This window comes from Methylobacterium sp. A54F, from assembly GCF_053346035.1.
The window spans coordinates 503,676-524,530 of sequence record NZ_JBKFBF010000001.1 but is presented as its reverse complement, the minus strand read 5'-3'; the positions used below and the strand labels follow the sequence as shown (position 1 = coordinate 524,530).

The following is a 20,855-nucleotide window of genomic DNA, read 5'->3' as shown; positions in this document are numbered from 1 at the left end:
GCGACCGGGAATCGGGTGGCGGCATCAAAAATCGGCTGCGCGGCGGTGCACAAACACCGCCTCGGGCGTTTGCTGGACGACGGGCGCCGCCCGGCGGCCAGGCTCGGCCGACCGCGGACGGGCATCCGAGCTGAGGAGACCACCATGGTTGATACGGATCGCATCACCGGCACGGCCAAGGAGCTGGGCGGCAAGGTCCAGGGCGCCGCGGGCGACTTCGTGGGCTCGTCGCGCGACTCGGTGGAGGGCCGCTTCCGCGAGGCGCAGGGACGCGCCCAGGACGCCTACGGCCAGGCCAAGGACCGGCTGCGCGACGTGGCCGACGATGCCGGCGACTACGCGAGCGACGCCTACGAGCGGGGCAGCGCCTACGTGCGCGACGGCAGCCGGGTGGTCGGCGCCCGCGTCGAGGAGAACCCCCTGGTCGCGCTCCTGATCGCGGGCGCGGTCGGCTACGGCCTCGCCCTGCTCCTGCACGGGCGCCGCTGAGGGCGACGCCCGCCCCCGCGCCCTCCGGTTGCGGGGGCGGGCTACTGCGCCGTCCAGCCGCCGTCCATGGAGAGGTTGGAGCCGGTCATCTGGCTCGCCGCGTCCGAGCACAGGAACACCGCGAGGGCGGCCACCTGGTCCACCGTGACGAACGCCTTGGTGGGCTGGGCCTTCAGGAGCACGTCCTCGATCACCTGCTCCTTCGAAAGGCCGCGGGCCTTCATGGTGTCGGGGATCTGCGCCTCGACGAGGGGCGTCCAGACGTAGCCCGGCGAGATGCAGTTGACCGTGACGCCGTGCGGCGCGAGCTCCAGGGCCGCGCTCTTCGTCAGGCCGGCGATGCCGTGCTTGGCCGCGACGTAGGCCGACTTGTAGGGCGAGGCCACCAGGGAGTGGGCCGACGCCGTGTTGATGATGCGCCCCCAGCCCCGCGCCTTCATTCCGGGAATCACCGCCCGCATGGCGTAGAAGGCCGAGGACAGGTTGATCGCGATGATCTGTTCCCACTTCTCGGGCGGGAACTCCTCGACCGGGGACACGAACTGGATCCCGGCATTGTTCACGAGGATGTCGGCGCGCCCGAAGCGCTCTTCCGCGAGCCGGACCATCTCGGCGATCTCATCGGGCTTCGTCATGTCGGCGGGCGAGTGCAGGGCCGTCACGCCGAACTCCGATTCGATGCCGGCGCGCGCCGCCTCGATCGCCGCGGGCTCGCCGAAGCCGTTGAGGACGACGTCGGCCCCCTCGCGGGCGAAGGCCCGGGCGATGGCGAGGCCGATCCCGCTTGTTGAGCCCGTGACGATCGCGGCCTTGGATTTCAGGGTCATGCTGGTCTCCGGCTCAGGCGGCGCGGGGGGCGCCGCGGGGCGAGGGAACGGGGCGCGCCGCGGGTGATCGGCGGCGCGCGGGGCTCGGGCCCCACACCTGCCCGATGGGCGGCCGGAAGTCGACGCCGCGGGGCCCGCCCGCGTGCGACAGGGACGCGGCGGTTGACACCCGTGCCGGCATCGCCAACACCTCGCGCCCGCGCCCCGGCCTGACCGGGCGCTGAGGATGGACCCGAGGATGCAGGGATCGACGCAAGGTGCGGCCCGAGGGGCCGCACAGGGCCCCGCGGCCGTGATGCGCTCCTATCTCGACTTCGAGAAGCCCGTGGCGGAGCTCGAGGCCAAGGTCGAGGAATTGCGGGCGCTCGGCGCGCGCGACGGGGCCGTCTCGATCAGCGAGGAGGTCGGCCGGCTCGAGACGAAGGCCGCGCAGGCGCTGGCCGAGATCTACGCCAACCTGACCCCCTGGCAGAAGACGCAGGTCGCCCGCCACCCGCAGCGCCCGCACTTCGTGGATTACTGCGCGGGGCTCATCGGCGAGTTCACGCCGCTCGCGGGCGACCGCAGCTTCGGCGAGGACGCCGCGATCGTCGGCGGCTTCGGGCGCTTCCGCGGCCGGCCGGTCTGCGTGCTCGGGCAGGAGAAGGGCTCCACCACCGAGACGCGCCTGCGCCACAATTTCGGGATGGCCCGCCCCGAGGGCTACCGGAAGGCGGTGCGCCTGATGGAGCTCGCCGACCGCTTCGGCCTGCCCGTCCTCGCCTTCGTCGACACCGCCGGCGCCTTCCCGGGCATCGAGGCGGAGGAGCGCGGCCAGGCCGAGGCCATCGCCCGCTCGACGGAGGCCTGCCTCGCCCTCGGCGTGCCCAACATCGCCCTCGTCATCGGCGAGGGCGGCTCGGGCGGGGCCATCGCCATCGCCACCGCCAACCGCGTGCTGATGCTGGAGCACGCGATCTACGGGGTGATCTCGCCCGAGGGCGCGGCCTCCATCCTGTGGCGCGACCAGGGCCGCGCCCACGACGCCGCCACCGCCATGAAGATCACCGCCCAGGACCTGCTGCGCCTCGGCATCATCGACGCCATCGTGCCGGAGGCCACGGGCGGCGCGCACCGGGACCGCGGCGCGGCGATCGAGGCCGCCGGCACGGCCATCGCCGGGGCGCTCGCCGAGTTCGACGGCCTGTCCCCGGCCGAGATCCGGGACCGTCGCGCCGCCAAGTTCCTGGAGATCGGCCGCAAGCTCTGAGGCGGGCGCTGCCGGCTCGGAACGTCCCGCCCGGGCCGCACGCCGCGGCGCGCACCATCGCGGCGGAATCACGGCCGACGCACGCTGTTCACAGCGCGGACGCGCGTGTCTTCCATGTCATTGCGGTAAGGCGGAGGTAAGTTTAACGACGCTACAGGTTTGGGGAGTGACGTGCGACGGGGTCCGACAAGCCCGCGCGCGGTTGAGTTCGAAGACGGGGTCCCCCCATGGCTGTGCGTCTGGCTGTGCGTCCGTTCGCGGCGGCGAGTCTCCTCGCGCTGTCTCTCACCCTCGGTGCCTGCCAGGACGGCACCTCCTGGGGCGGCAGCTCCACCCGGCACCTGACGCCGGTCCCGGCCAAGACTCTGTCCCTGATGCAGACCAAGGGGATGTCGCAGGGCGATCCCATCCTTATCCGCGCCTACAAGAAGGAAGCGGAGATGGAGGTCTGGAAGCGCGGCGCCTCCGGCCAGTACGCGCTCCTCAAGACCTTCCCGATCTGCCGCTGGTCGGGCCAGCTCGGGCCGAAGACGAAGCAGGGTGACCGGCAGGCCCCGGAGGGGTTCTACACGATCACCCCGGGCCAGATGAACCCGAACTCGTCCTACTACCTCTCGTTCGACACCGGCTATCCGAACGCCTTCGACCGGGCGAACGGCCGCACGGGCAACTACATCATGGTCCACGGCACCTGCTCCTCGGCCGGGTGCTTCGCCATGACGGACGAGTCGATCTCCGAGATCTACGCCATCGCGCGCGAGGCCTTCGCGGGTGGGCAGCGCGCCTTCCAGTTCCAGTCCTACCCGTTCCGGATGACGGCCACGAACCTGGCCAAGTTCCGCAACGACCCGAACGCTCCGTTCTGGCGTAACCTCAAGGAAGGGTCGGACTACTTCGAGGCCCTGCGCGAGGAGCCGCGGGTCGGCCTGTGCGGCACCCGCTACGTGTTCGGCGGCGCCGACGCGGCGGCCGGCTCCTGCAGCCCGAAGGTCGAGACCCTGGTGGCCGAGAAGCGCCAGCGCGACGACCAGGAGATCGCGGCGCTGGTCGCCAAGGGCACGGCGCCGACCCGCGTCGTCTACGAGGACGGCGGGCAGAACCCGGTCTTCCGGCCCCAGCCGCCGCAGAGCGCCTTCGCCAACCTCGGCGCCCCGGCGGAACCGGAGCTCGCCTACGCCCCCAAGGACTACGCCCGGCACACGCTCGGCGACGTCAGCCGCCCCGAGAGCCTCGCGGCGGGCCCGCGGGAGTTCGAGGTGGACGCCAAGGGCCGCCAGGTGGTGCTCGCCGCGGCCGATGCGCCGGGCCCGACCAAGGCCGCGGCCGCGGCGCTCGCCCACAAGGACACCCGCAAGGTCGGCCCCACGGGCGCGCCGGTGATGCTGGCCGCGAAAACGCCGGAGGCCGCAAAGGCGCCGGAGACCGCCGAGGCGCAGAAGCCCGCGCGTATCGCGGTCGCCGATGCGGACGGCGACCCGAGCGCCTACAGCCGGGTGTTCGGCAAGCTGTTCGCCAAGCCGTCGGAGACGCAAGCCGAGAAGCCCGCGGAGCCGCCGACCGCCCCCGCCGAGGCGACGACCGCCGCCATCAACCCACCGAAGGCCGCCAAGCCGGTGCACACGGCGCACGCCGCGCCTCGCAAGGAGGCGGGCAAGGACGCCGGCAAGGCCGCCGAAAAAGCCCCCGAGAAGGCCGCCACAGCCAGGAACTGAGGGGGCGCCTCGCGCGGCTGCGGCTCCCCTGTCGGGAGAGGTCGGACGCGCGGGACCCCGGCCTTCGAAACCAGGCACGAATCCAGACCGGCTGCAGAATCTCCGCGCCCTCCCCGCCTCAGCGCGACGCCCGCGCCGGACCGTCCGGCCGAGGGGGCCCGAAAACGAAAACGGGGCCCCGAAGGACCCCGCCGATCGCACCAGGGAGCGAACCGTCACATGCGGCGCATCATCCGCCGCTCCATGTGACGACGCATCATGCGGCGCTCCATGTGACGGCGCATCATGCGGCGCTCCATCCGCCGGTGCATCATGCGACGCTCCATGCGGTTCATCTGCACGTGGGTGACCGTGTCCGGGGCGGTGACGCCCATCGGCGCGCCGGGCGCGGCCGAGGCGGACGTGGCGAGGCTCGCGCCGCCGAGGCTGGCGAGGACGGCGATGGCGAAGGACAGTTTCCTCACGAAGCAGACTCCATGTGTTGGGCGGGCACGGCCGTCGCTCCGGAGGTCCGAAGAGACGCTTCGTCCATGCCGGTGCGAAACCCCAGGGGGTTTCGCACCGAACAACCCTCAACTCAGAGATTGGTTTCCTCGAACGCCTTCACCCACTCCGCGCAGATGCCCGAGCGCACGATGTCGTCGCGGGTGAACTCCACCACCGGGATCGGCATCATCCGGCTCTTCACGAGGTGGATGACGGTGCGCAGGCCCGAGGTCTCGCGCAGGTCCGTCTGCGAGACGTCGCCGTTGATGATCACCTGGCAATCGTCGCCGATGCGGGTGAGGAACATCTTGATCTCGGCCGTGGTGGTGTTCTGCGCCTCGTCGAGGATCACGAGGCAGTTCTTGAAGGTGCGCCCGCGCATCACCTCGAAGGGCACGATCTCGATGTCGCCGGCCTTCACCGCGATCTCGAAGGCCGCCTGGCCCATCCGCTCCTTCATGGCCTCCGTGAGGGGGGCGACCCAGGGCGCGATCTTTTCCTCGAGGGTGCCGGGGAAGAACCCGAGGGAGCGCCCCGAGGGCACGTTGGGGCGGGTGATCACGACCTTGGCGATGCGACGCTGGCGGAGCTGGTCGGCGGCGCGGGTGCCGGCGATGAAGGTCTTGCCGGTTCCGGCTGGCCCGAGAACGATGACCTGAGCGCTGCTGCCGAGCGCTTCGAGGTATTCGCCCTGGCGTTCGGTGAGGGGTTGGATGGGGCTCGGGTTTCGCTCCTCGTCGAAGCGGGTCCGGTGCATCCGGACCGTGCGGTCTTCCACCAGCTCAAGTCGCGCGCGTCGTCTTTTCATCGATCAACACTCCAACTGGACTTGCCAACCTGACTTAGCACTACGCTCTATTTAAGGGCTCTATTCGCGATCCGACCTCTCCGAGACTACACAATTTAATGACGCGTCGACGTGTCGGTTCCACGCCGACGTGCATTGCCTGTGGAGAGCGACGAGCGCGCCCCCGCGAGGCCGGTGGAGGAGATGCAACCGCCGCACCAGCCGCGCGCCGGCGCGCGGGTTGCGCGACGGGATACGCGGGCAGCGTTGCAGGGCGGTGACAGGGGGCTGGGGCGGATCGGGGTCAGGCGCCGGAACGACGCCGGGGGCAGATGGCGGGGTACACGGGATGACGGCGCATCCGGCACGACCTCGATCCTGTCTCGCCCGGGCGGGCGATGCCGGCCGGCCTTGCCGCCCCCGAAGTCCGGGCTTGGCCGGCGGGACAGCTCACGCCTGCTCGACGAAGCTGTCGAGGACCATCTTGCGGCCGGCCTTGTCGAAGTCAACGGTGAGCTTGTTGCCGTCGACCCCCGCCACGGTGCCGGGCCCGAACTTGGTGTGGAAGACCCGCATCCCGCCCGAGAAGGCGGAGGGCGTCCCCGTGGACTTGGCGATCAGCTCGCCCTCGATCTGGCGCGGGCCGCCGGCCCGGCCGCCCGGCGCTCCGCCGAAGCGGCGCTCGCCGAAGCCCTCGGAGCGGCTGGTGTTGGCCTGCGCGCGCTGCCAGCCGGGGGTGGCGTAGGACGAGCCGAAGGGCGTCGGGTTCCGGTCGAAGCGCGAGGCGCCGGCCGAGAAGTGGGCCGGCGCCTCCACCACGTCGACGCTGGCCTCGGGCAACTCGTCGATGAAGCGGGAGGGGATGGTCGAGGACCACAGCCCGTGGATGCGCCGGTTGACCGCGAAGGACAGCTTGGCGCGCTTGCGGGCGCGGGTGAGGCCGACATGGGCGAGGCGCCGCTCCTCCTCCAGCCCCGCCCGGCCGCTCTCGTCGAGCGCCCGCTGGTTGGGGAAGAGTCCGTCCTCCCAGCCCGGCAGGAACACCGTGTCGAATTCGAGCCCCTTGGCGGCGTGCAGCGTCATCAGGCTGACGCGCTCGGCCCCTTCCGCCTCGCTCGCCTCCATGACGAGGGAGACGTGCTCCAGGAAGCCCGCGAGATCGGGGAACTCCTCCATGGAGCGGACGAACTCCTTGAGGTTCTCGAGCCGCCCCGCCGCGTCCGCCGAGCGGTCCTTCTGCCACATCTCGGTGTAGCCGGATTCCTCCAGGATGGTCTGGGCGACCTCCGGGTGGGGCAGGCTCTCCACCGCCTTGGCCCAACGCGAAAAACTCTCCACGAGGGCGCGCAGCGTCGAGCGCACGCGGGGCTTCAGCTCGTCAGTCTCGACGAGGCGGCGGGCGGCCAGCAGCAGGGGGATGCGCTCGGCGCGGGCGAAGGTGTGGAGCTGCTGCAGCGTCGCGTCGCCGAGGCCGCGCTTTGGGGTGTTGACGATGCGCTCGAAGGCGAGGTCGTCGGCGGGGTTCGCGGTGATGCGCAGGTAGGCCAGCGCGTCGCGAATCTCGGCCCGCTCGTAGAAGCGCGGGCCGCCGATCACCCGGTAGGGCAGGCCGAGCTGGACGAAGCGGTCCTCGATCTCGCGCATCTGCGCGGAGATCCGCACCAGCACGGCGATCTCGGAGAGGGCGTGCTTCTTCGCCTGGAGCGATTCGATCGACTCGGCCAGGAGCCGCGCCTCCTCCTCGGAATCCCAGGCGCCCGAGACCGTGACGCGCTCGCCCGGCTCGTCCTCGGTGCGCAGGGTCTTGCCGAGGCGGCCCTCGTTCTTCGCGATGAGCCCGGAGGCGGCGGCCAGGATGTGGCCCGTGGAGCGGTAGTTGCGCTCCAGCCGCACCACGACGGCGCCCGGGAAGTCGTGCTCGAAGCGCAGGATGTTGTCGACCTCCGCGCCGCGCCAGCCGTAGATCGACTGGTCGTCGTCGCCCACGCAGGCGACGTTGCGGTGGCCCTGCGCCAGCAGGCGCAGCCAGAGGTACTGGGCGACGTTGGTGTCCTGGTACTCGTCCACGAGGATGTAGCGGAAGCGGGACTGGTAGTTCGCCAGCACGTCCGGGTTCTCGCGCCACAGCTTGAGGCAGAGGAGCAGGAGGTCGCCGAAATCGACGGCGTTGAGCGTTGCGAGGCGGGCCTGATAGGCGGTGTAGAGGGCGCCGCCCTTGCCGAACGCGAAGGCGCCGGCCTCGCCGGCCGGCACCTGCTCGGGGCCGAGGCCGCGGTTCTTCCAGCCGTCGATGGCGTGGCTGAGCGCGCGGGCCGGCCAGCGCTTCTCGTCCACGTTCTGGTCGGCGATGACCTGCTTCATCAGCCGCAGCTGGTCGTCGGTGCCGAGGATCGTGAAATCGGACTTCAGCCCCACGAGCTCGGCGTGCCGGCGCAGGATCTTGGTGCCGATGGCGTGGAAGGTGCCGAGCCAGGGCATGCCCTCCCCGGCCGGGCCGATCAGGGCGCCGATCCGGTGCTTCATCTCCCGCGCCGCCTTGTTGGTGAAGGTGACGGCGAGGATGTCGAAGGGGCGGGCCTTCCCGGTGGCGATGATGTGGGCGATGCGCGTCGTCAGAACCCGGGTCTTGCCGGTGCCGGCGCCCGCGAGCACCAGCACGGGCCCCTCCGTCGTCTCGACGGCGCGGCGCTGCTCGGGGTTGAGGCCCTCCAGGTAGGCGGCGGCCTCGGGCCGGAGGCCCGCCAGGGCGCGGGCCGCGATGGAGGTGGAGCCCGGGCGCTCGCCGGAGCCGGCGTCGTGGGGGTTCTGCATGCGCCCTCACTGGACCAAAACGCGAACGGCGTCGAGGCCCGCGCGCGGCGCAATCGCGCGGGAGCGGAACCCGCGCGCGCGTCGCCGCGTCGTCTCGCACGAGATCCGAAACCCCATCGCGACGACACGAGGTTCGCCATGCCCTCTCACCACACCCGCACGCTTGCCCTGGCGGCACTCGCCATCCTGACGGCCGCACCCGCCCTCGCCCAGAGCGGGCTGTCGCAGTCGAACTCCGCCAACGATTCCCTCGCCCGCCAGGGCGAGATCCGCTCGCTCCAGCAGAACCAGACCTCCTCCACGAATCAGCTCCGGATGGAGAACCAGCAGGCGATCCAGAACCGCCCGGCCCCCGTCCAGGCCCCGCCGATCGGCGTGCCGCACCGCTGAGGATCAGATGATCAGCCGGCGAAGCGCCCCGGCCTGAGATCGAGCGCAGCCTGTGCCTTCGCTCAGGCCCGGCGCTTCGCCGGGCGTCCGCCCGCCGTGTCCGGGTGCGCCGCGATGAACGCGCGCAGGTCGTCGATGTCCTGTTGCATGTTCATCAGCCGGATGAGCGTCTCCACCCGCTCGCGGTCGGTTGCGTCGAGTTCGATGTCCTTCCTGAGATGGGCCGCGCAGACGTTGGACAGAAACTCGCCGTACTGGCCAAACTGCAGATTGTGATTGGCATCGCGAAGGCGCTCATCCGGCCAAGTCTCGTTGAGGCGGCGCGCCAGGGTCTCCGATAGGGTCCTGACCTGGAGGTCGGTCTCTGTGTCGAACATGGCGACGCGCCCTCAGGGGTTCGCAGGCGTGTTGGTCGGATACCCGGTCACGATCGACGTATCGTCCCGATCCACGATCACCTCGATCTCGACCCCGTCCCGCGTTCCGGTGAACCGGTTGCGCCCGTTGGCCTGAAGGTGGGGCGACAGGGCCGGATCGTTGGCAATGCTCTCGATTTCGCGGATGATCCTATCATCGTCCCAGTGGGCCGGAAATTCCGTCTTGCCGGTTCGGCCGGTGCCCGCCCTGTGACCGCCGCCGTTCGCATCACCGTCCAGGATATGTATGCGACGCGCCCGCGAAACGGTCCTCTGCACATCCTGTCCCCTCCCGACGATCGAGAACGTGCCCGTGCGTAAATAGTTGCTAAAGCAACGGTCTGGAGGCAGTCGAACATCCACCGGGAACTCGAGCGGCGGTCGGGCGGATTGATCGCTATCGGCAGGCTATTGAGACGCATAGGGCTGGACCTGCTCCGGCGGTGCGATGAGGCTGCCTGAACCGGGCCGGCCTTGCGCAGCGTGCGTCGGCGGCGTGGCATTCCGGGCGCGGACGGGGGAAGCGTCGCTGTGATATGCCCGCCGGGCCCGGGCCTCGTCCCGGGGTGGAAGCGGAACGAACACGGTGCGTGACCTCCTGACCGCGCTCGCGGGCGCCGTCATCCTCGTCCTCGTGGCGGCCCTCGCGGTGCCGCCGTTCATCGACTGGACGGCCCACCGGGCCCTCGTCGACCGGGCGATTGGCCAGTCGCTGGGGCTCGCCGCGCGCAGCGAGGGCCGCATCGGGGTCCGCCTGCTGCCCTCGCCGCGCCTGCGCCTCGACCGGCTGCGGATCGGCGGGGAGACGGGGGAGGCCGGCCTCGACATCCGGTTCGCCAAGGCCGAGGTGGCGCTCGCGCCGCTGCTGAAGGGCGAGATCCGCTTCACCGAAACCCGGATCGGCCGCGCCGAATTGCGGCTGCCGATCACCGACGCGCAGGCCCTGGTGCTGCCGCCGGGCCTGTCCGAGAACCTCGCCGGCCGCGACCTCGCCATCGACGGGCTGCACGTCCAGCAGTTCCTCCTCACCACGACCGTGCCCGCCACGGGCCGCACCGACCAGCTCGCGGCCGAGAACCTCGCCGTCCAGGCGCCGGCCCTCGCCGGGCCGTGGCGGATCGAGGGCGCGAGCGGCGGCGTCCCGTTCCGCGCGGTCACCGGCGAGGCGGCGCCGGACGGCAGCGTGCCCCTCAAGATCTCGGGCGGCGGCGAGACCCGGCCGCGCTTCGAGGCGGACATGCGCCTGCGGCTGGCCGCCCGGGATCCCGAGAGCCCTGCGCCCGGAACCCGCGCCTACCTGCCGGAGGCCGAGGGCACGGCGCGCCTCGTGGTGGGGCCGCCCACGCAGGAGCCGGGGGCCTACCTGCCGTTCTCGCTGTCCGGCAGCTTCTCGGCCAGCGGTCCGATGGTGCGCTTCACCGCCGTGAATGCCGAGGTCAACCCGGGCGGCCCGGCGCTGCGGCTCGCCGGCACCGGCCGGATCGACCTGCGCGAGGGCCGGGCCGCGCTCGCCCTGCAGGCGCGCCGGCTCGACCTCGACGCCTTCCTGGTCTCGCAGGCCGGGCGCGACCTCGTGGCCCGCGGCCTGCCGCGGACCCGGGCCGGCCTGCCGATGATGGTCGACCTCGACGTCGCGGTGGAGAGCGCCGCCCTCGGCCTCGACGAGTGGCAGGACATCGCGGTGGCCGGCACCGTCGACCGGACCGGCGGCGTGCTGGTGCGGCGCGCCCGCGCCACCGCGCCGGGAGCGGCGACGCTGGCGGCGCGGGGCGAGGTCGACCTCGCCCCGCATCCCCGCTTCACCGGGACCGTCTCCCTCGCGGCGCCGGTCTCCGACGGCTTCGGCCGCTACCTGCGCCGGCTCGGCCTCGACGGCCCGGCGGTGGCGGCCCTCGACGGGCGCCCCGTGGAGGCCAGCGCCGACCTCTCGGCGGCCGCGCCGGACTACTCGCTGCGCAATCTGCGGCTGGCCCTCGGCGGCGCGCAGATCACCGGCAACGCCCGCTACGCGGAGGCCGAGGCCGGCGGCCGCGGGCGCATCGACGCGCAGATCCGCGCGAACGGCCTCGACGTGGCGGAGCTGCCCGCCTTCGGGGGAGCGCTCGCGGGGCTGCACGGGCGCGACCTCGGCCTGACCATCGAGGCGCGGGACGTCCGCTACGGGCCGGCCGGGTCGGCGGCCGGGCGCATCGCGGCGCGCATCGAGTCCGACGGGGCGGGCCTGCGGGTCGACAGCCTCGACGTCACCGACCTCGCGGGCGCCAACGCGCGCCTCGCCGGGGCGATCGCGCCGGACGGCTCGGGCCGGATCAGCGGGCGGGTGACGGCGCCGGTGGCGGCGCCGCTCGCAGCGCTCCTCGACCGCGCCTTCATTCCGGAGGCCCGCCTCGTGCCCGGCTTCCTGCGCGCCGGAGCCCTCGACCTCGCCGTGACCGTGGAGCGGGAGGCCGGCCAGCGCGACGCGCTGCGGATCACCGCCAAGGGCAGCGCCGCCGGCGGCCCCCTCGACCTGTCGCTCCTCACCCGCGCCGGTCAGGCCGAGCAGGTCGACGTCTCCCTCGCGACGGCGCGGGCGGGCATCTGGTTCGAGCGCGCCGACATCCCCGGGCTGCAGCAGCCCGCGTCCCTGCGCATCCAGGGGAGCCGCCCGGCGCCGGGAAACGCCCCCGCCGCCGCGACCGGCCTCGCCCTGCAGGTCGGCGGCACGATCGCGGGCCTCACGGTCGCGACGCCGGAGCCGATCCGCCTCGGGGCCGAGCCGGGGCCGCCCGCCGGCGGCACCCTCCGGCTCGCGACGGGCGACCTCACGCCCTTCCTGCGCCTCGCCGCCGGGGCGAGCCCGGGCGCCGGCCCCTGGCCGGCCGACCTCAGCCTCGCCCTGTCGCGGGCGGGCGAGGACGCCCGCGCCGACGTCTCGGGCCGGCTCGGCGCCGATACGGTGACGGCCGCCCTGGTGCGGGCACCGGACGGGGCGCTGTCCGGCTCCGCGACGCTGCCCCGCCTGTCCCTGCCGCTCCTGGCCGCGAGCCTCGTGGCGCCGTCGGCGCCCGGGCCGGAGGCCCCGGGGGGCTGGCCGAGCGCCCGCTTCGCGGCGGCGCCCACCCTGTCGGCGCCGGCGAGCCTCGACCTGCGCGTGGCCCGCCTCGACCTCGGCCGGGGCCTGGTGGCGACCGGCGCGGCCTTCCGCCTCGCTGCCGAGAGCGGGACGCTCGCCCTGCGCGACCTTTCGGCCCGCCTCGCCGAAGGGCGCCTGACGGCCTCCGTGTCCCTCGCCCGCCGGGGCGGGGCCGCGGCGGTCTCCGGCGAGGCCGCGATCGAGGACGCGGCCCTCGCCGCGCTCACGGGGGGGCCGCTGAGCGGGCGCCTCGGGGCCGGCTTCCGCTTCAGCGCGACGGGCGACAGCGCGGCCGCGCTCGTCGCGAACCTCGCCGGCACGGGCGAGATCCGCCTCGCCGACCTCTCGGTGCCAGGGGTCGATCCGGGCGCCCTGGGGCGGGCCCTCGCTCGCGCCCTCGACGACGAGGACCCGCTGCGGGAGGGCCGCCTGCAGGGCTTCGTGGCGGACGAGCTCGGCAAGGGCGCGGCCCAGGCGCGGGGCGCCGTCGCGACGCCCGCGACGATCATCGGCGGCCAGCTCCGGGCCGGTCCCCTCGACCTCGACCTCGGCACCGCCCGCTGGGTCGGCAGCGTCGGGCTCGACCTGCGCAGCGGCCGGCTCGATGCCCGCGGCACGCTGACCGGCGGCGCGGTCCCGAAGGCCTGGACGGGGGCGGCGCCCGCGATCCAGCTCGGGCTCACGGGCTCCCTCGCGGCGCCCGAGCGCAGCCTCGACGTCGGCGCGCTCACGAACGGCCTCTCGGCCGTCGTGCTGCAGCGGGAACTGGAGAAGATCGAGCTCATCGAGGCCGACCAGGCGGAGCGCCAGCGCCGCCGCGCCCGCGTCGAGATGGACCGGGCCCGTGCCGCCGCCCTCAAGGCCGCCGCCGACCGGGCCGCGGCGGAGAAGGCCGCCGAGGAGGCCGCCCGCCAGGCCCGCCAGCGGGCCGAGGATGCCGCCCGCGCCCGCGCACCGGACGCTGCCGACCCTCCCCTCGACATCCGCCCGCCCTCGGCGCAGCCGTGAGCCCGCGCCTGCTCACCGCGCCCGACGCGCGAAGGAGCGCGCCCTGAACGGCCTCAGGCCCGGCCCACCGCCGTCAGCGCGAAGGCGTAGATCAGGCCGACTTCCTCCAGGCGGTCGAACCGGCCGGCGGCGCCGCCGTGGCCGGCCTCCATGTTGACGCGCAGGAGCACCGGGCCGCCGCCCGTCATGGTGGCGCGCAGGCGCGCCACCCATTTTGCCGGCTCCCAATAGGTCACCCGCGGGTCGGTGAGGCCGCCGAGCGCCAGGATCGCCGGGTAGGCGTGGGCGCCGACGTTGTCGTAGGGCGAGTAGGACAGGATCGTCTCGAAGGCGGCGGGGTCCGCGCCGGGGTTGCCCCATTCGGGCCATTCGGGGGGCGTGAGCGGCAGGTCGCCGTCCAGCATGGTGTTGAGCACGTCCACGAAGGGCACGTCGGCGACGATACCGGCGAAGAGCTCGGACGCCATGTTGGCCACCGCCCCCATCAGCATCCCACCCGCGCTGCCGCCGTGCGCCACGATCCGCCCCGGCGCGGTGTAGCCCGCCTCGATCAGCGCCCGCCCGCAGGCGATGAAGTCCGTGAAGGTGTTGGTCTTCCGGTCGCGCTTGCCGTCGAGGTACCAACCCCAGCCCTTCTCGGTGCCGCCCCGGACGTGGGCGATGGCGTAGACGAAGCCCCGATCCACGAGGCTGAGCAGGTTCGTCCGGAAGGCCGCCGGCATCAGCGTGCCGTAGGAGCCGTAGCCGTAGAGGAGGAGCGGCGCGCTGCCGTCGAGGGGACTGTCGCGCCGGTGCAGGAGCGAGATCGGCACCTGCGCCCCGTCCGGGGCCATGGCGAACAGGCGCCGCGTCACGTAAGCCGCCGGGTCGTGCCCGCTCGGCACGGTCTGGCGCTTGCGCAGCTGCCGGGCGCGGGTGACGCAGTCGTAATCGTAGGTCTCGGCAGGCGTCGTCATCGAGGAGTAGGTGAAGCGGATCACCGCCGTCTCGAACTCGTGGCCGGGCTGCAGGCCGAGGGAGTAGGCCTCCTCCGCGAAGGCCACCGCGTGCTCCTCGCCCGCCATGTCGCGCACGATGATGCGGGGGCGCGCGTTCTCGATCTCGAGGCGCACGAGGTGGTTCCCCAGCACGTGCTGGTGGCGGATCATCACCCCCGGCCGGTGCGGGACGACGTCCTGCCAGTGGGCGCGCCCCGGCGCCGCGCGGCGCGCCGTGACGATCTTGAAGTCCTCGGCGCCGTCGGCGTTCGTCAGGATGAAGAGGTGCTCGCCCCAGCTCTCCACCGAGTAGATCAGCAGCGGTTCGCGCGGCTGCACGACCGTGAGGACCGGGTCCGCTGCGTGGCGGTCGAGGAGGTGGACCTCCGAGGTCTCGTGGTCGGAGGCCGTGACCGCGAGGTCGGCGCCGGACTGGGTCTTGCCGATGTGGACGAAGAATCCGGAATCGGGCTCCTCGTAGATCGCGACGTCCGCGTCCTGCGGGGTGCCGACGCGGTGGCGCATGACCCGGGCCGGGCGGTGGTTCGCGTCCACCGCCACGTAGTAGAAGCTCTGCCCGTCGCCCGACCACACCGCCGCGCCCGAGGTCGCCTCCACCCGGTCGTCGAGGTCCGTGCCGGTGGCGAGGTCGCGCACCCGGATCGTGTAGAGCTCGGAGCCCTTGCCGTCCGCGCTCCAGGCGAGGCGGGCGTGGTCGTCCGAGTGGACCGCCGCGGCGAGCTCGAAGAACGGCTGGCCGGCGCCCTCCCGGTCCCCGTCGAGCAGGATCGCCTCGCCCTCCTCCGGGCTCGGCTCGCCCGTCAGCGCCAGCACGGTGCGGGGCCGGCGGCAGACGAGGGGGTGCTGCCCGCCGTCGCGGTGGCGGGTGTAGTAGGCGAAGGGGCCGTCGGGCTCCGGCACGCTGCTGTCGTCCTCCCGGATCCGGCCGCGCATCTCGGCGACGAGCGTCCGGCGCAGCTCCGCCGTGTCCGCGAGCGCGGCCTCCGCGTGGGCGTTCTCGGCGGCGAGGTGGGCCGCGATGTCCGCCGGCAGCGCGGCGGGGTCCTTCAGCACCGCCTGCCAGTTCTCGGCCTTCAGCCAGGCGTAGTCGTCGCTGATCGTCCGGCCGTGGACCGTGAAGGCGTGCGGCCTGCGGGGCGCGACTGGGGCTTCGAGGCGAGGGAACGGTGCGGAACGGTCGGGGGTCATCGCCGGGATCCTGTGGGGAACGGACGGGCCGGAGGGCGAGGCGCCGCCCGGCCCGCGAGGCCGCAGACATGTGACGCCGTGGGCCCGCCGCGGCAACCCGCGGCATCGTGACGGGCCCCGGGCCGAGGCGGCTGGACAGGGATTCCGGCCTGCGACATCATGTCAGCATGAGCAGCGACAGCCCCGCCGGCGGCGCCGGCCCCGAGACGCCCGCCGAGGTCGACCTCGACGGCACAAACGCCGAGCTCGCCGCCTGGGCGGCCCGCTCGGCCAGCGACAGCGACGCGCTGGTCGAGCGCTTCGAGCGCATGGGCTACGCCGTGCGCGGCAAGTCCGAGGACGAGATCGCCGAGGTTCTGCGCCACCCGCCGACCCGGCCGCCCGCAGCGTGACGCTCCGCTGGGGATAACGCCGTCAAGTCTTGTTCTAGGATCATTTTCCGTTACCTCAGGTGTCTCGCGCAACCCCAAGGGCGCCCCACGGATGGAACAAAACACGAACAAATTGGTGCGTACGCGTCCCCTCGGGCGGTCAGCGGGGCGGCTTCTGGCGGCGCTCGCGGCGGAGGGCGCCTACGCCTTCGCGGACCCGATCGAGCCCGGTGCCCTGATCCTGCGGGCCGGCGGCAGCGGCCTCTCGGTCGGGGGCGGGCGCTTCCCGGAGGCCGCCGGGGCCGAGCTCCTGCGCGCGGACCTCGCCCAGCGCGAGGCCGGCGGCCGGGGGCGGATCACCATCGCCCCGGCGGGCCGCGCGCACCTGCGCCGGGCCGCCGCCGCGGGCGAGAGCGCGTTCCTGGCCCAGCACCTCGACCTCGTGGCGACGGAGGGCGCGGCGGCCGCGGACGGCCCGGCCCTGCGGGACGCGAGCGAGAGCCCGCTCGCCTGGATGGCGCGGCGCCGGGGGCGCGACGGGGCGCCCCTCCTCGACGGGGCCTCGTTCGAGGCGGGGGAGCGCCTGCGGCGGGACATGACCCTCGCGCAGATGATGCCCCGGACGGGAATCGACTGGGGGGCGGTGCGGGTCGACGGCTCCGGCCCGCGCGACCCGGCCGCGGCCACCGACGCGGCGGTGGCCGCCCAGCAGCGGGTGCGCGCGGCGCTGGCGGCGGTGGGGAGCGACCTCTCGGGCCTGCTGATCGACCTCTGCGGCTACCTCAAGGGCCTGGAGCGGATCGAGGCCGAGCGGCGCTGGCCGGCCCGCTCCGCCAAGGTGGTGGCCCGCATCGCCCTCGGGCGGCTCGCCGAGCATTACGGCCTCGAGCGCAGCGCCACCGGCCCGGACCGGGCCCGGATGCGGCTGTGGCGCGAGCGGGCCTGACGCAGCGCCTCAGCCGGCGAGGCGCACCGCGTCGCGGTGGATGCGGTCCGCCATGGCGCGCACGCCGTTCGAGCGCTGGGGCGTGAGGTGCTCGGCGAGGCCGAGGCGGCTGTAGAGCGCGAGGGCGTCGGTGTCGGCGGCCTCGCGGGGGGTCTTGCCGTCGAACAGCGCGATCATCAGCGCGACGAGGCCGCGCACGATGTGGGCGTCGCTGTCCCCCTGCAGGCGCAGGCGCGGCTCGGCTCCCTCGCGCTCCACCGCCATGTCGAGCCAGACCTGGCTGGCGCAGCCGTGCACCCGGTTCGCCTCGCTGTGCAGCGCCTCGGTGGGCGGCGGCAGGGCGCGGCCGAGCTCGATCACGTAGCGGTAGCGCTCCTCCCAGTCGTCGATGAACTCGAAATTCTCGATGATGGTCTCGATCGGGGGCAGCATGCGGGCTCGGTCGGTTCGGGGGCGCGTCTCGCCCCGGCATATAGGCGGCCCGGGCGTCCGGGGCCACGGCCGGGGCTCCGAGCCCGGGCCAACGAAGCACGAGCACAGGACGAGCGTGACGCCTCATGACATGCACGACGTCATCCCGGGGCGCCGCAGGCGAGCCCGGGATCCAGAGCCGCCGAGGTGGCAGGACGAGGGGGCGTCGGCGGTTCTGGATTCCGGGCTCCGCTATGCGGCCCCGGAATGACGGCGAGGGTGAATCGGGGCGGCTGTGGCCCGGCGTCGAGCCGAGCCCGGAGCCCTGGTGCCACGGCGGCCCCGGCTCAGGCCGCGCCGGTCCGCGTCTCGGGAAGCTGCAGCTCCAGCGGGTCGTCGGCCCGGGCGGTGCCGAAGGCCGCGATCTCGGCCTGGGCCGCGTAGGCCGCGATGAGGCGGGGCCCGAGCTTGGGCACGTCGGGCCGGTCGGTGTCGGTCCCGTCCGAGGCTTCGGAGACCACGCGGAGGCGCACCGGCGAGCCCGGGGCGGCCTGGATGTCGACGCGGATGCCGCAGGAGACGCTCTCGGGGGTGGCGTCGAGGCACTCGGCCACGATCTCGGCGACGATCATGCCCAGCGCGTTGGCGGTGCGCGGCTCCACGAGCGCGCTGCCCGCACCCCCCACCTGGACGCTGATGCGCCCGGCCCGCCGCAGCTGGCCGAGGCCGGAGGCGAGGCGGAACAGGTAGTCGCGCAGGTCGATCGAGGCGATGTGGGGGGCCTCGTGCAGGTGCTGCTGCACCAGGGCGATCGCCCGCACCCGCTGGCCCAGCGCCTCGAAGCTGCCGCGGCAGGGCTGCGGCGCGGCGCGGCCGTAGAGCCCGATCAGGCTCACCATCACCTGGAGGTTGTTGCGGACCCGGTGATACACCTCAGCCAGCAGGGTCTCCTTCTCGGCGAGCGCCCGCTCGATGTGCTCCTCCGCCCGCTTGCGGTCGGTGATGTCGAAGCAGGAGCCGAGAAAGCCGTGGAACACGCCCTGCTCGGTGAGGGGCCGCCCGGTGTCGAGGAGCCAGCGATAGGCCCCGTCGTGCCGGCGCAGGCGGTACTCGACGGTGAACGGCTCGCGCCGCGCGAAGGCATCCGCGACCAGGGCGGCGTGGCGGTCGAAGTCGTCCGGGTGGAGCCCCTCGCGCCAGCCCTCGCCGATCTCCGCTGCGGCGCTGCGGCCGGTGAAGTCGAGCCAGCACTCGTTGTGGTGCACGGCCTGCCCGGCCGGGTCGGCACGCCACATCATCAGCGGCACGAAGTCGGAGAAGCGCCGGAACGCGGCGTCGACTTCGTCCCGGCCCGGATGCGATCCGTTCGAGGCTGTGTCCGCGGCCATGGTGCTCCCGATTCGCCCGTCACTCCAGGCTGATGTGCGCATTGCAAGCGCCGGTCAACGTGCCGGGCGGAACCCCGTTCCGAGCGGTCCGGGCAGGGTGCCGGAATGCAAGAGCGCACAACATGGGTTAAGGGATGATTTGCCGGTCTTAGGATTTTCGTGGTTGACAGCGCGACGCTCCTGGAGTACAAAACAGGAACGCTCAAGAAGTGTGACGAGACGGCGGGGCCTGGCGATGCGCGGAGCTTTCCAGCCCGTCCCGCCCGAGACGGTTGCGGCGGTCGCGGCGCTGATGCGCGACACGAGCCGCAGCGTGCGCGCCATCGCGCGGACGACGGGCGTCTCGCGCAGCGTCATCTCCTCCTGGAACCGGACCCACCGCTGGCGGCTCCGCAAGGGCAGTGTCGAAGGGGAGCTGACGGCGCGGCGCCGGGCGGCCCTGGCCCGCCTCTACCGGAACCCCTCCGTCGATCCAGGCGACCTCGCCGAGGTGCTGGGCCCGACGCGGGCGGCGGGGCGCGCGCTGATGGTGCGCAGCCTGTCCGACGCGCGCGGGCGCGCCGCCCGGCGAGCCCCGTGCCCACCCGAGATCGACGCGGCCGGCCTGCGCAGGAGCCTGCGCCGGCTCGTCGCCGAGCAGATCGCGCAGTTCGACGCGGCGCTGGGCGATGCCCGCCTCGCCGAGGCGCCGCCGGGGCTCGACACGGCACGCGCGCTTCGCGACCTCGGGGGCCTCAAGCGCCTCCTCGACGACCTGACCATGGATGCGGGAGGCGCGGATGCCGGGGGAGATGCCCGCGAGCCAGATGCCCGCGAGCCAGATGCCCGCGAGCCTAGAGCGAACCCGGCCGACCTGCCGGCCCTGCGCGCGGCGATCGCGGACCGCTATGCGGCGTTCGCTGGCGAGCGGGCGCCTGCCGGACTTCCTGGCGAGCCTGCCGCCGGGCCTCGTCGCGGGGCTGGCGACTGACTGGCTGCATCTCGCGCGGGCCGACCAGCTGCCCCCCTGCCCCCGCGCCGACTGGACCACCTGGGCGGTCATCGGCGGGCGCGGCTGCGGCAAGACCCGCACGGGGGCCGAGTGGGTGCGGGCGCTCGCCCTCGGGGACCCCGCCTTCACGACGGAGGCCGTGGGCCGCATCGCCCTGGTGGGCGAGACCTACGCGGACGTGCGCGACGTGATGATCGAGGGGCCCTCCGGCCTCCTCGGCCTGCCCGGCCGGGGCGCCCGGCCGCACTGGTCGCCGAGCCGGCGGCGGGTCGAGTGGAGCAACGGCGCGGTGGCGCTGGCCTTCTCGGCGGAGGAGCCGGATTCCCTGCGCGGCCCCCAGTTCGGCGCCGCCTGGTCGGACGAACTCGCCAAGTGGCGCCGGCCGGAGGCCGCCTACGACATGCTGCAGTTCGGGCTCCGCCTCGGGCGGCACCCGCGCAACCTCGTCACCACGACGCCGCGGCCGATCCCGCTGATCCGCCGCCTGATCGCCGACCCGCGGGCGGTGGTGAGCCGGGCGCGCACCGCCGACAACGCCCGCAACCTCGCCCCCGCCTTCCTGGAGGCGGTGGTCGGCCGCTACGCCGGCACGCGGCTCGGCCGGCAGGAGCTCGACGGCGAGCTGATCGAGGACCGGGCGGACGCCCTCTGGACCCGGGCCGCCCTGGAGGCCGCGCGGGTCGACGGCGCGCCGCCGGGGCTCGCCCGCATCGTGGTCGCGGTGGACCCGCCCGCCTCCTCGGGAGCGCGGGCGGATGCCTGCGGGATCGTGGCGGTCGGCGCCCTCGGGGGCACCGCCTACGTGCTCGCCGACGCGACGCTCGCCCGCGCCGCCCCCCAGGCCTGGGCCTCGGCGGCCCTCGCCCTCTATCACCGCCTCTCCGCGGACGCCCTCGTGGTCGAGACCAACCAGGGCGGCGAGATGGCGGCGGCGGTGCTCGCCGAGGTCGACCCGGCCGTCCCCGTCACCGCGGTCAGGGCCACCCGGGGCAAGTACCTGCGGGCGGAGCCGGTCTCGGTGCTCTACGGCCAGGGCCGCGTGCGCCACGCCGGCACCTTCCCGGCCCTGGAGGACGAGCTCTGCGACTTCGGGTCGGACGGCCTCTCGGCCGGCGCCTCGCCGGACCGCCTCGACGCCCTGGTCTGGGCGGTCACCCACCTGCTCCTCGGCAGCCGCGAGCCGCGCATCCGCGGGTTGTAGACCTCGACAAGACACACGGTACGCCGCTTGCGATGCCGGGGGCGCCGGATCCTTGACCCGGCCGTCCGCGC

18 protein-coding genes are annotated in these 20,855 nt (G+C 73.8%); 9 read left to right on the top strand and 9 right to left on the bottom strand.

Annotation, left to right across the window (positions count from 1 at the left end):
* Positions 1 to 144 precede the first annotated feature (144 nt).
* Positions 145 to 489, top strand: coding sequence for a CsbD family protein (locus tag ACLBXP_RS02595; protein ID WP_447665989.1), 345 nt, complete (start codon positions 145 to 147; stop codon positions 487 to 489).
* Positions 490 to 530: 41 nt separating this feature from the next.
* On the opposite strand, the gene ACLBXP_RS02590 is transcribed toward ACLBXP_RS02595, so the two are convergent.
* Positions 531 to 1,316 carry a 3-hydroxybutyrate dehydrogenase gene (locus tag ACLBXP_RS02590; protein WP_447665988.1) on the bottom strand — a complete coding sequence of 262 codons (786 nt, stop codon included), beginning with the start codon at positions 1,314 to 1,316 and terminating at the stop codon, positions 531 to 533.
* Between the two features lie 295 nt (positions 1,317 to 1,611).
* Here ACLBXP_RS02590 and ACLBXP_RS02585 point away from each other — a divergent pair, with 295 nt between their 5' ends.
* Together ACLBXP_RS02585 and ACLBXP_RS02580 are read left to right on the top strand one after the other, a co-directional pair.
* Complete coding sequence (locus ACLBXP_RS02585; protein ID WP_447666212.1) at positions 1,612 to 2,565, top strand: acetyl-CoA carboxylase carboxyltransferase subunit alpha; 954 nt, start codon at positions 1,612 to 1,614, stop codon at positions 2,563 to 2,565.
* Between the two features lie 239 nt (positions 2,566 to 2,804).
* A complete protein-coding gene (locus tag ACLBXP_RS02580; protein WP_447666211.1) occupies positions 2,805 to 4,277 on the top strand; it encodes a L,D-transpeptidase family protein in 1,473 nt (490 codons plus the stop codon).
* A 215-nt stretch (positions 4,278 to 4,492) separates the two neighbouring features.
* On the opposite strand, the gene ACLBXP_RS02575 is transcribed toward ACLBXP_RS02580, so the two are convergent.
* The 3 genes from ACLBXP_RS02575 to ACLBXP_RS02565 all read right to left on the bottom strand — a co-directional run bounded on the left by ACLBXP_RS02575 (position 4,493) and on the right by ACLBXP_RS02565 (position 8,361).
* Positions 4,493 to 4,741 carry a hypothetical protein gene (locus ACLBXP_RS02575; RefSeq protein ID WP_447665987.1) on the bottom strand — a complete coding sequence of 83 codons (249 nt, stop codon included), beginning with the start codon at positions 4,739 to 4,741 and terminating at the stop codon, positions 4,493 to 4,495.
* Positions 4,742 to 4,854: 113 nt separating this feature from the next.
* The gene (locus ACLBXP_RS02570; RefSeq protein WP_447665986.1) at positions 4,855 to 5,571 is read right to left on the bottom strand and encodes a PhoH family protein; all 717 of its coding nucleotides are present in this window, start codon (positions 5,569 to 5,571) and stop codon (positions 4,855 to 4,857) included.
* 429 nt (positions 5,572 to 6,000) lie between these two features.
* Positions 6,001 to 8,361, bottom strand: a complete 2,361-nt coding sequence (locus ACLBXP_RS02565) for an ATP-dependent helicase (protein WP_447665985.1) — start codon at positions 8,359 to 8,361, stop codon at positions 6,001 to 6,003.
* 138 nt (positions 8,362 to 8,499) lie between these two features.
* Here ACLBXP_RS02565 and ACLBXP_RS02560 point away from each other — a divergent pair, with 138 nt between their 5' ends.
* Complete coding sequence (locus ACLBXP_RS02560; protein WP_447665984.1) at positions 8,500 to 8,751, top strand: hypothetical protein; 252 nt, start codon at positions 8,500 to 8,502, stop codon at positions 8,749 to 8,751.
* 62 nt (positions 8,752 to 8,813) lie between these two features.
* Here ACLBXP_RS02560 and ACLBXP_RS02555 read toward each other — a convergent pair whose 3' ends face one another.
* Together ACLBXP_RS02555 and ACLBXP_RS02550 are read right to left on the bottom strand one after the other, a co-directional pair.
* On the bottom strand, positions 8,814 to 9,128 hold the full coding sequence (locus ACLBXP_RS02555) for a hypothetical protein (RefSeq protein ID WP_447665983.1): 315 nt from the start codon (positions 9,126 to 9,128) through the stop codon (positions 8,814 to 8,816).
* A gap of 12 nt (positions 9,129 to 9,140) precedes the next feature.
* Positions 9,141 to 9,446 carry an EndoU domain-containing protein gene (locus ACLBXP_RS02550; protein ID WP_447665982.1) on the bottom strand — a complete coding sequence of 102 codons (306 nt, stop codon included), beginning with the start codon at positions 9,444 to 9,446 and terminating at the stop codon, positions 9,141 to 9,143.
* 307 nt (positions 9,447 to 9,753) lie between these two features.
* Between ACLBXP_RS02550 and ACLBXP_RS02545 the strand changes: the two genes are divergently transcribed.
* Entirely contained in the window at positions 9,754 to 13,290 is a 3,537-nt protein-coding gene (locus ACLBXP_RS02545) for an AsmA family protein (RefSeq protein WP_447665981.1), read from the top strand.
* Positions 13,291 to 13,343: 53 nt separating this feature from the next.
* On the opposite strand, the gene ACLBXP_RS02540 is transcribed toward ACLBXP_RS02545, so the two are convergent.
* On the bottom strand, positions 13,344 to 15,476 hold the full coding sequence (locus ACLBXP_RS02540; RefSeq protein WP_447665980.1) for a S9 family peptidase: 2,133 nt from the start codon (positions 15,474 to 15,476) through the stop codon (positions 13,344 to 13,346).
* Positions 15,477 to 15,643: 167 nt separating this feature from the next.
* Between ACLBXP_RS02540 and ACLBXP_RS02535 the strand changes: the two genes are divergently transcribed.
* Positions 15,644 to 15,868: a hypothetical protein gene (locus ACLBXP_RS02535; protein WP_447665979.1), complete on the top strand. Its 225-nt coding sequence runs from the start codon at positions 15,644 to 15,646 to the stop codon at positions 15,866 to 15,868.
* A 91-nt stretch (positions 15,869 to 15,959) separates the two neighbouring features.
* A complete protein-coding gene (locus tag ACLBXP_RS02530; RefSeq protein ID WP_447665978.1) occupies positions 15,960 to 16,793 on the top strand; it encodes a DUF6456 domain-containing protein in 834 nt (277 codons plus the stop codon).
* A 9-nt stretch (positions 16,794 to 16,802) separates the two neighbouring features.
* Here the strand turns inward: ACLBXP_RS02530 and ACLBXP_RS02525 are convergent, their stop codons facing one another.
* Together ACLBXP_RS02525 and ACLBXP_RS02520 are read right to left on the bottom strand one after the other, a co-directional pair.
* Entirely contained in the window at positions 16,803 to 17,225 is a 423-nt protein-coding gene (locus ACLBXP_RS02525; protein ID WP_447665977.1) for a SufE family protein, read from the bottom strand.
* A 326-nt stretch (positions 17,226 to 17,551) separates the two neighbouring features.
* Complete coding sequence (locus ACLBXP_RS02520) at positions 17,552 to 18,592, bottom strand: sensor histidine kinase (RefSeq protein ID WP_447665975.1); 1,041 nt, start codon at positions 18,590 to 18,592, stop codon at positions 17,552 to 17,554.
* 235 nt (positions 18,593 to 18,827) lie between these two features.
* Here ACLBXP_RS02520 and ACLBXP_RS02515 point away from each other — a divergent pair, with 235 nt between their 5' ends.
* Entirely contained in the window at positions 18,828 to 19,562 is a 735-nt protein-coding gene (locus ACLBXP_RS02515) for a hypothetical protein (RefSeq protein WP_447665974.1), read from the top strand.
* On the top strand, positions 19,480 to 20,784 hold the full coding sequence (locus tag ACLBXP_RS02510; protein ID WP_447665973.1) for a DNA-packaging protein: 1,305 nt from the start codon (positions 19,480 to 19,482) through the stop codon (positions 20,782 to 20,784). The genes ACLBXP_RS02515 and ACLBXP_RS02510 overlap by 83 nt, the downstream gene beginning before the upstream one ends.
* The last annotated feature ends 71 nt before the right edge of the window (positions 20,785 to 20,855 follow it).

Excerpts from the sequence above, each read along its gene's own strand:
- ACLBXP_RS02540 (WP_447665980.1), bottom strand. The coding sequence starts at position 15,476 with ATGACCCCCGACCGTTCCGCACCGTTCCCTCGCCTCGAAGCCCCAGTC.
- ACLBXP_RS02525 (WP_447665977.1), bottom strand. The coding sequence starts at position 17,225 with ATGCTGCCCCCGATCGAGACCATCATCGAGAATTTCGAGTTCATCGAC.
- ACLBXP_RS02520 (WP_447665975.1), bottom strand. The coding sequence starts at position 18,592 with ATGGCCGCGGACACAGCCTCGAACGGATCGCATCCGGGCCGGGACGAA.
- ACLBXP_RS02585 (WP_447666212.1), top strand. The coding sequence starts at position 1,612 with ATGCGCTCCTATCTCGACTTCGAGAAGCCCGTGGCGGAGCTCGAGGCC.
- ACLBXP_RS02530 (WP_447665978.1), top strand. The coding sequence starts at position 15,960 with ATGGAACAAAACACGAACAAATTGGTGCGTACGCGTCCCCTCGGGCGG.
- ACLBXP_RS02560 (WP_447665984.1), top strand. The coding sequence starts at position 8,500 with ATGCCCTCTCACCACACCCGCACGCTTGCCCTGGCGGCACTCGCCATC.
- ACLBXP_RS02590 (WP_447665988.1), bottom strand. The coding sequence starts at position 1,316 with ATGACCCTGAAATCCAAGGCCGCGATCGTCACGGGCTCAACAAGCGGG.
- ACLBXP_RS02510 (WP_447665973.1), top strand. The coding sequence starts at position 19,480 with ATGCGGCGTTCGCTGGCGAGCGGGCGCCTGCCGGACTTCCTGGCGAGC.
- ACLBXP_RS02570 (WP_447665986.1), bottom strand. The coding sequence starts at position 5,571 with ATGAAAAGACGACGCGCGCGACTTGAGCTGGTGGAAGACCGCACGGTC.
- ACLBXP_RS02515 (WP_447665974.1), top strand. The coding sequence starts at position 18,828 with ATGCGCGGAGCTTTCCAGCCCGTCCCGCCCGAGACGGTTGCGGCGGTC.
- ACLBXP_RS02595 (WP_447665989.1), top strand. The coding sequence starts at position 145 with ATGGTTGATACGGATCGCATCACCGGCACGGCCAAGGAGCTGGGCGGC.
- ACLBXP_RS02565 (WP_447665985.1), bottom strand. The coding sequence starts at position 8,361 with ATGCAGAACCCCCACGACGCCGGCTCCGGCGAGCGCCCGGGCTCCACC.
- ACLBXP_RS02535 (WP_447665979.1), top strand. The coding sequence starts at position 15,644 with ATGAGCAGCGACAGCCCCGCCGGCGGCGCCGGCCCCGAGACGCCCGCC.
- ACLBXP_RS02555 (WP_447665983.1), bottom strand. The coding sequence starts at position 9,128 with ATGTTCGACACAGAGACCGACCTCCAGGTCAGGACCCTATCGGAGACC.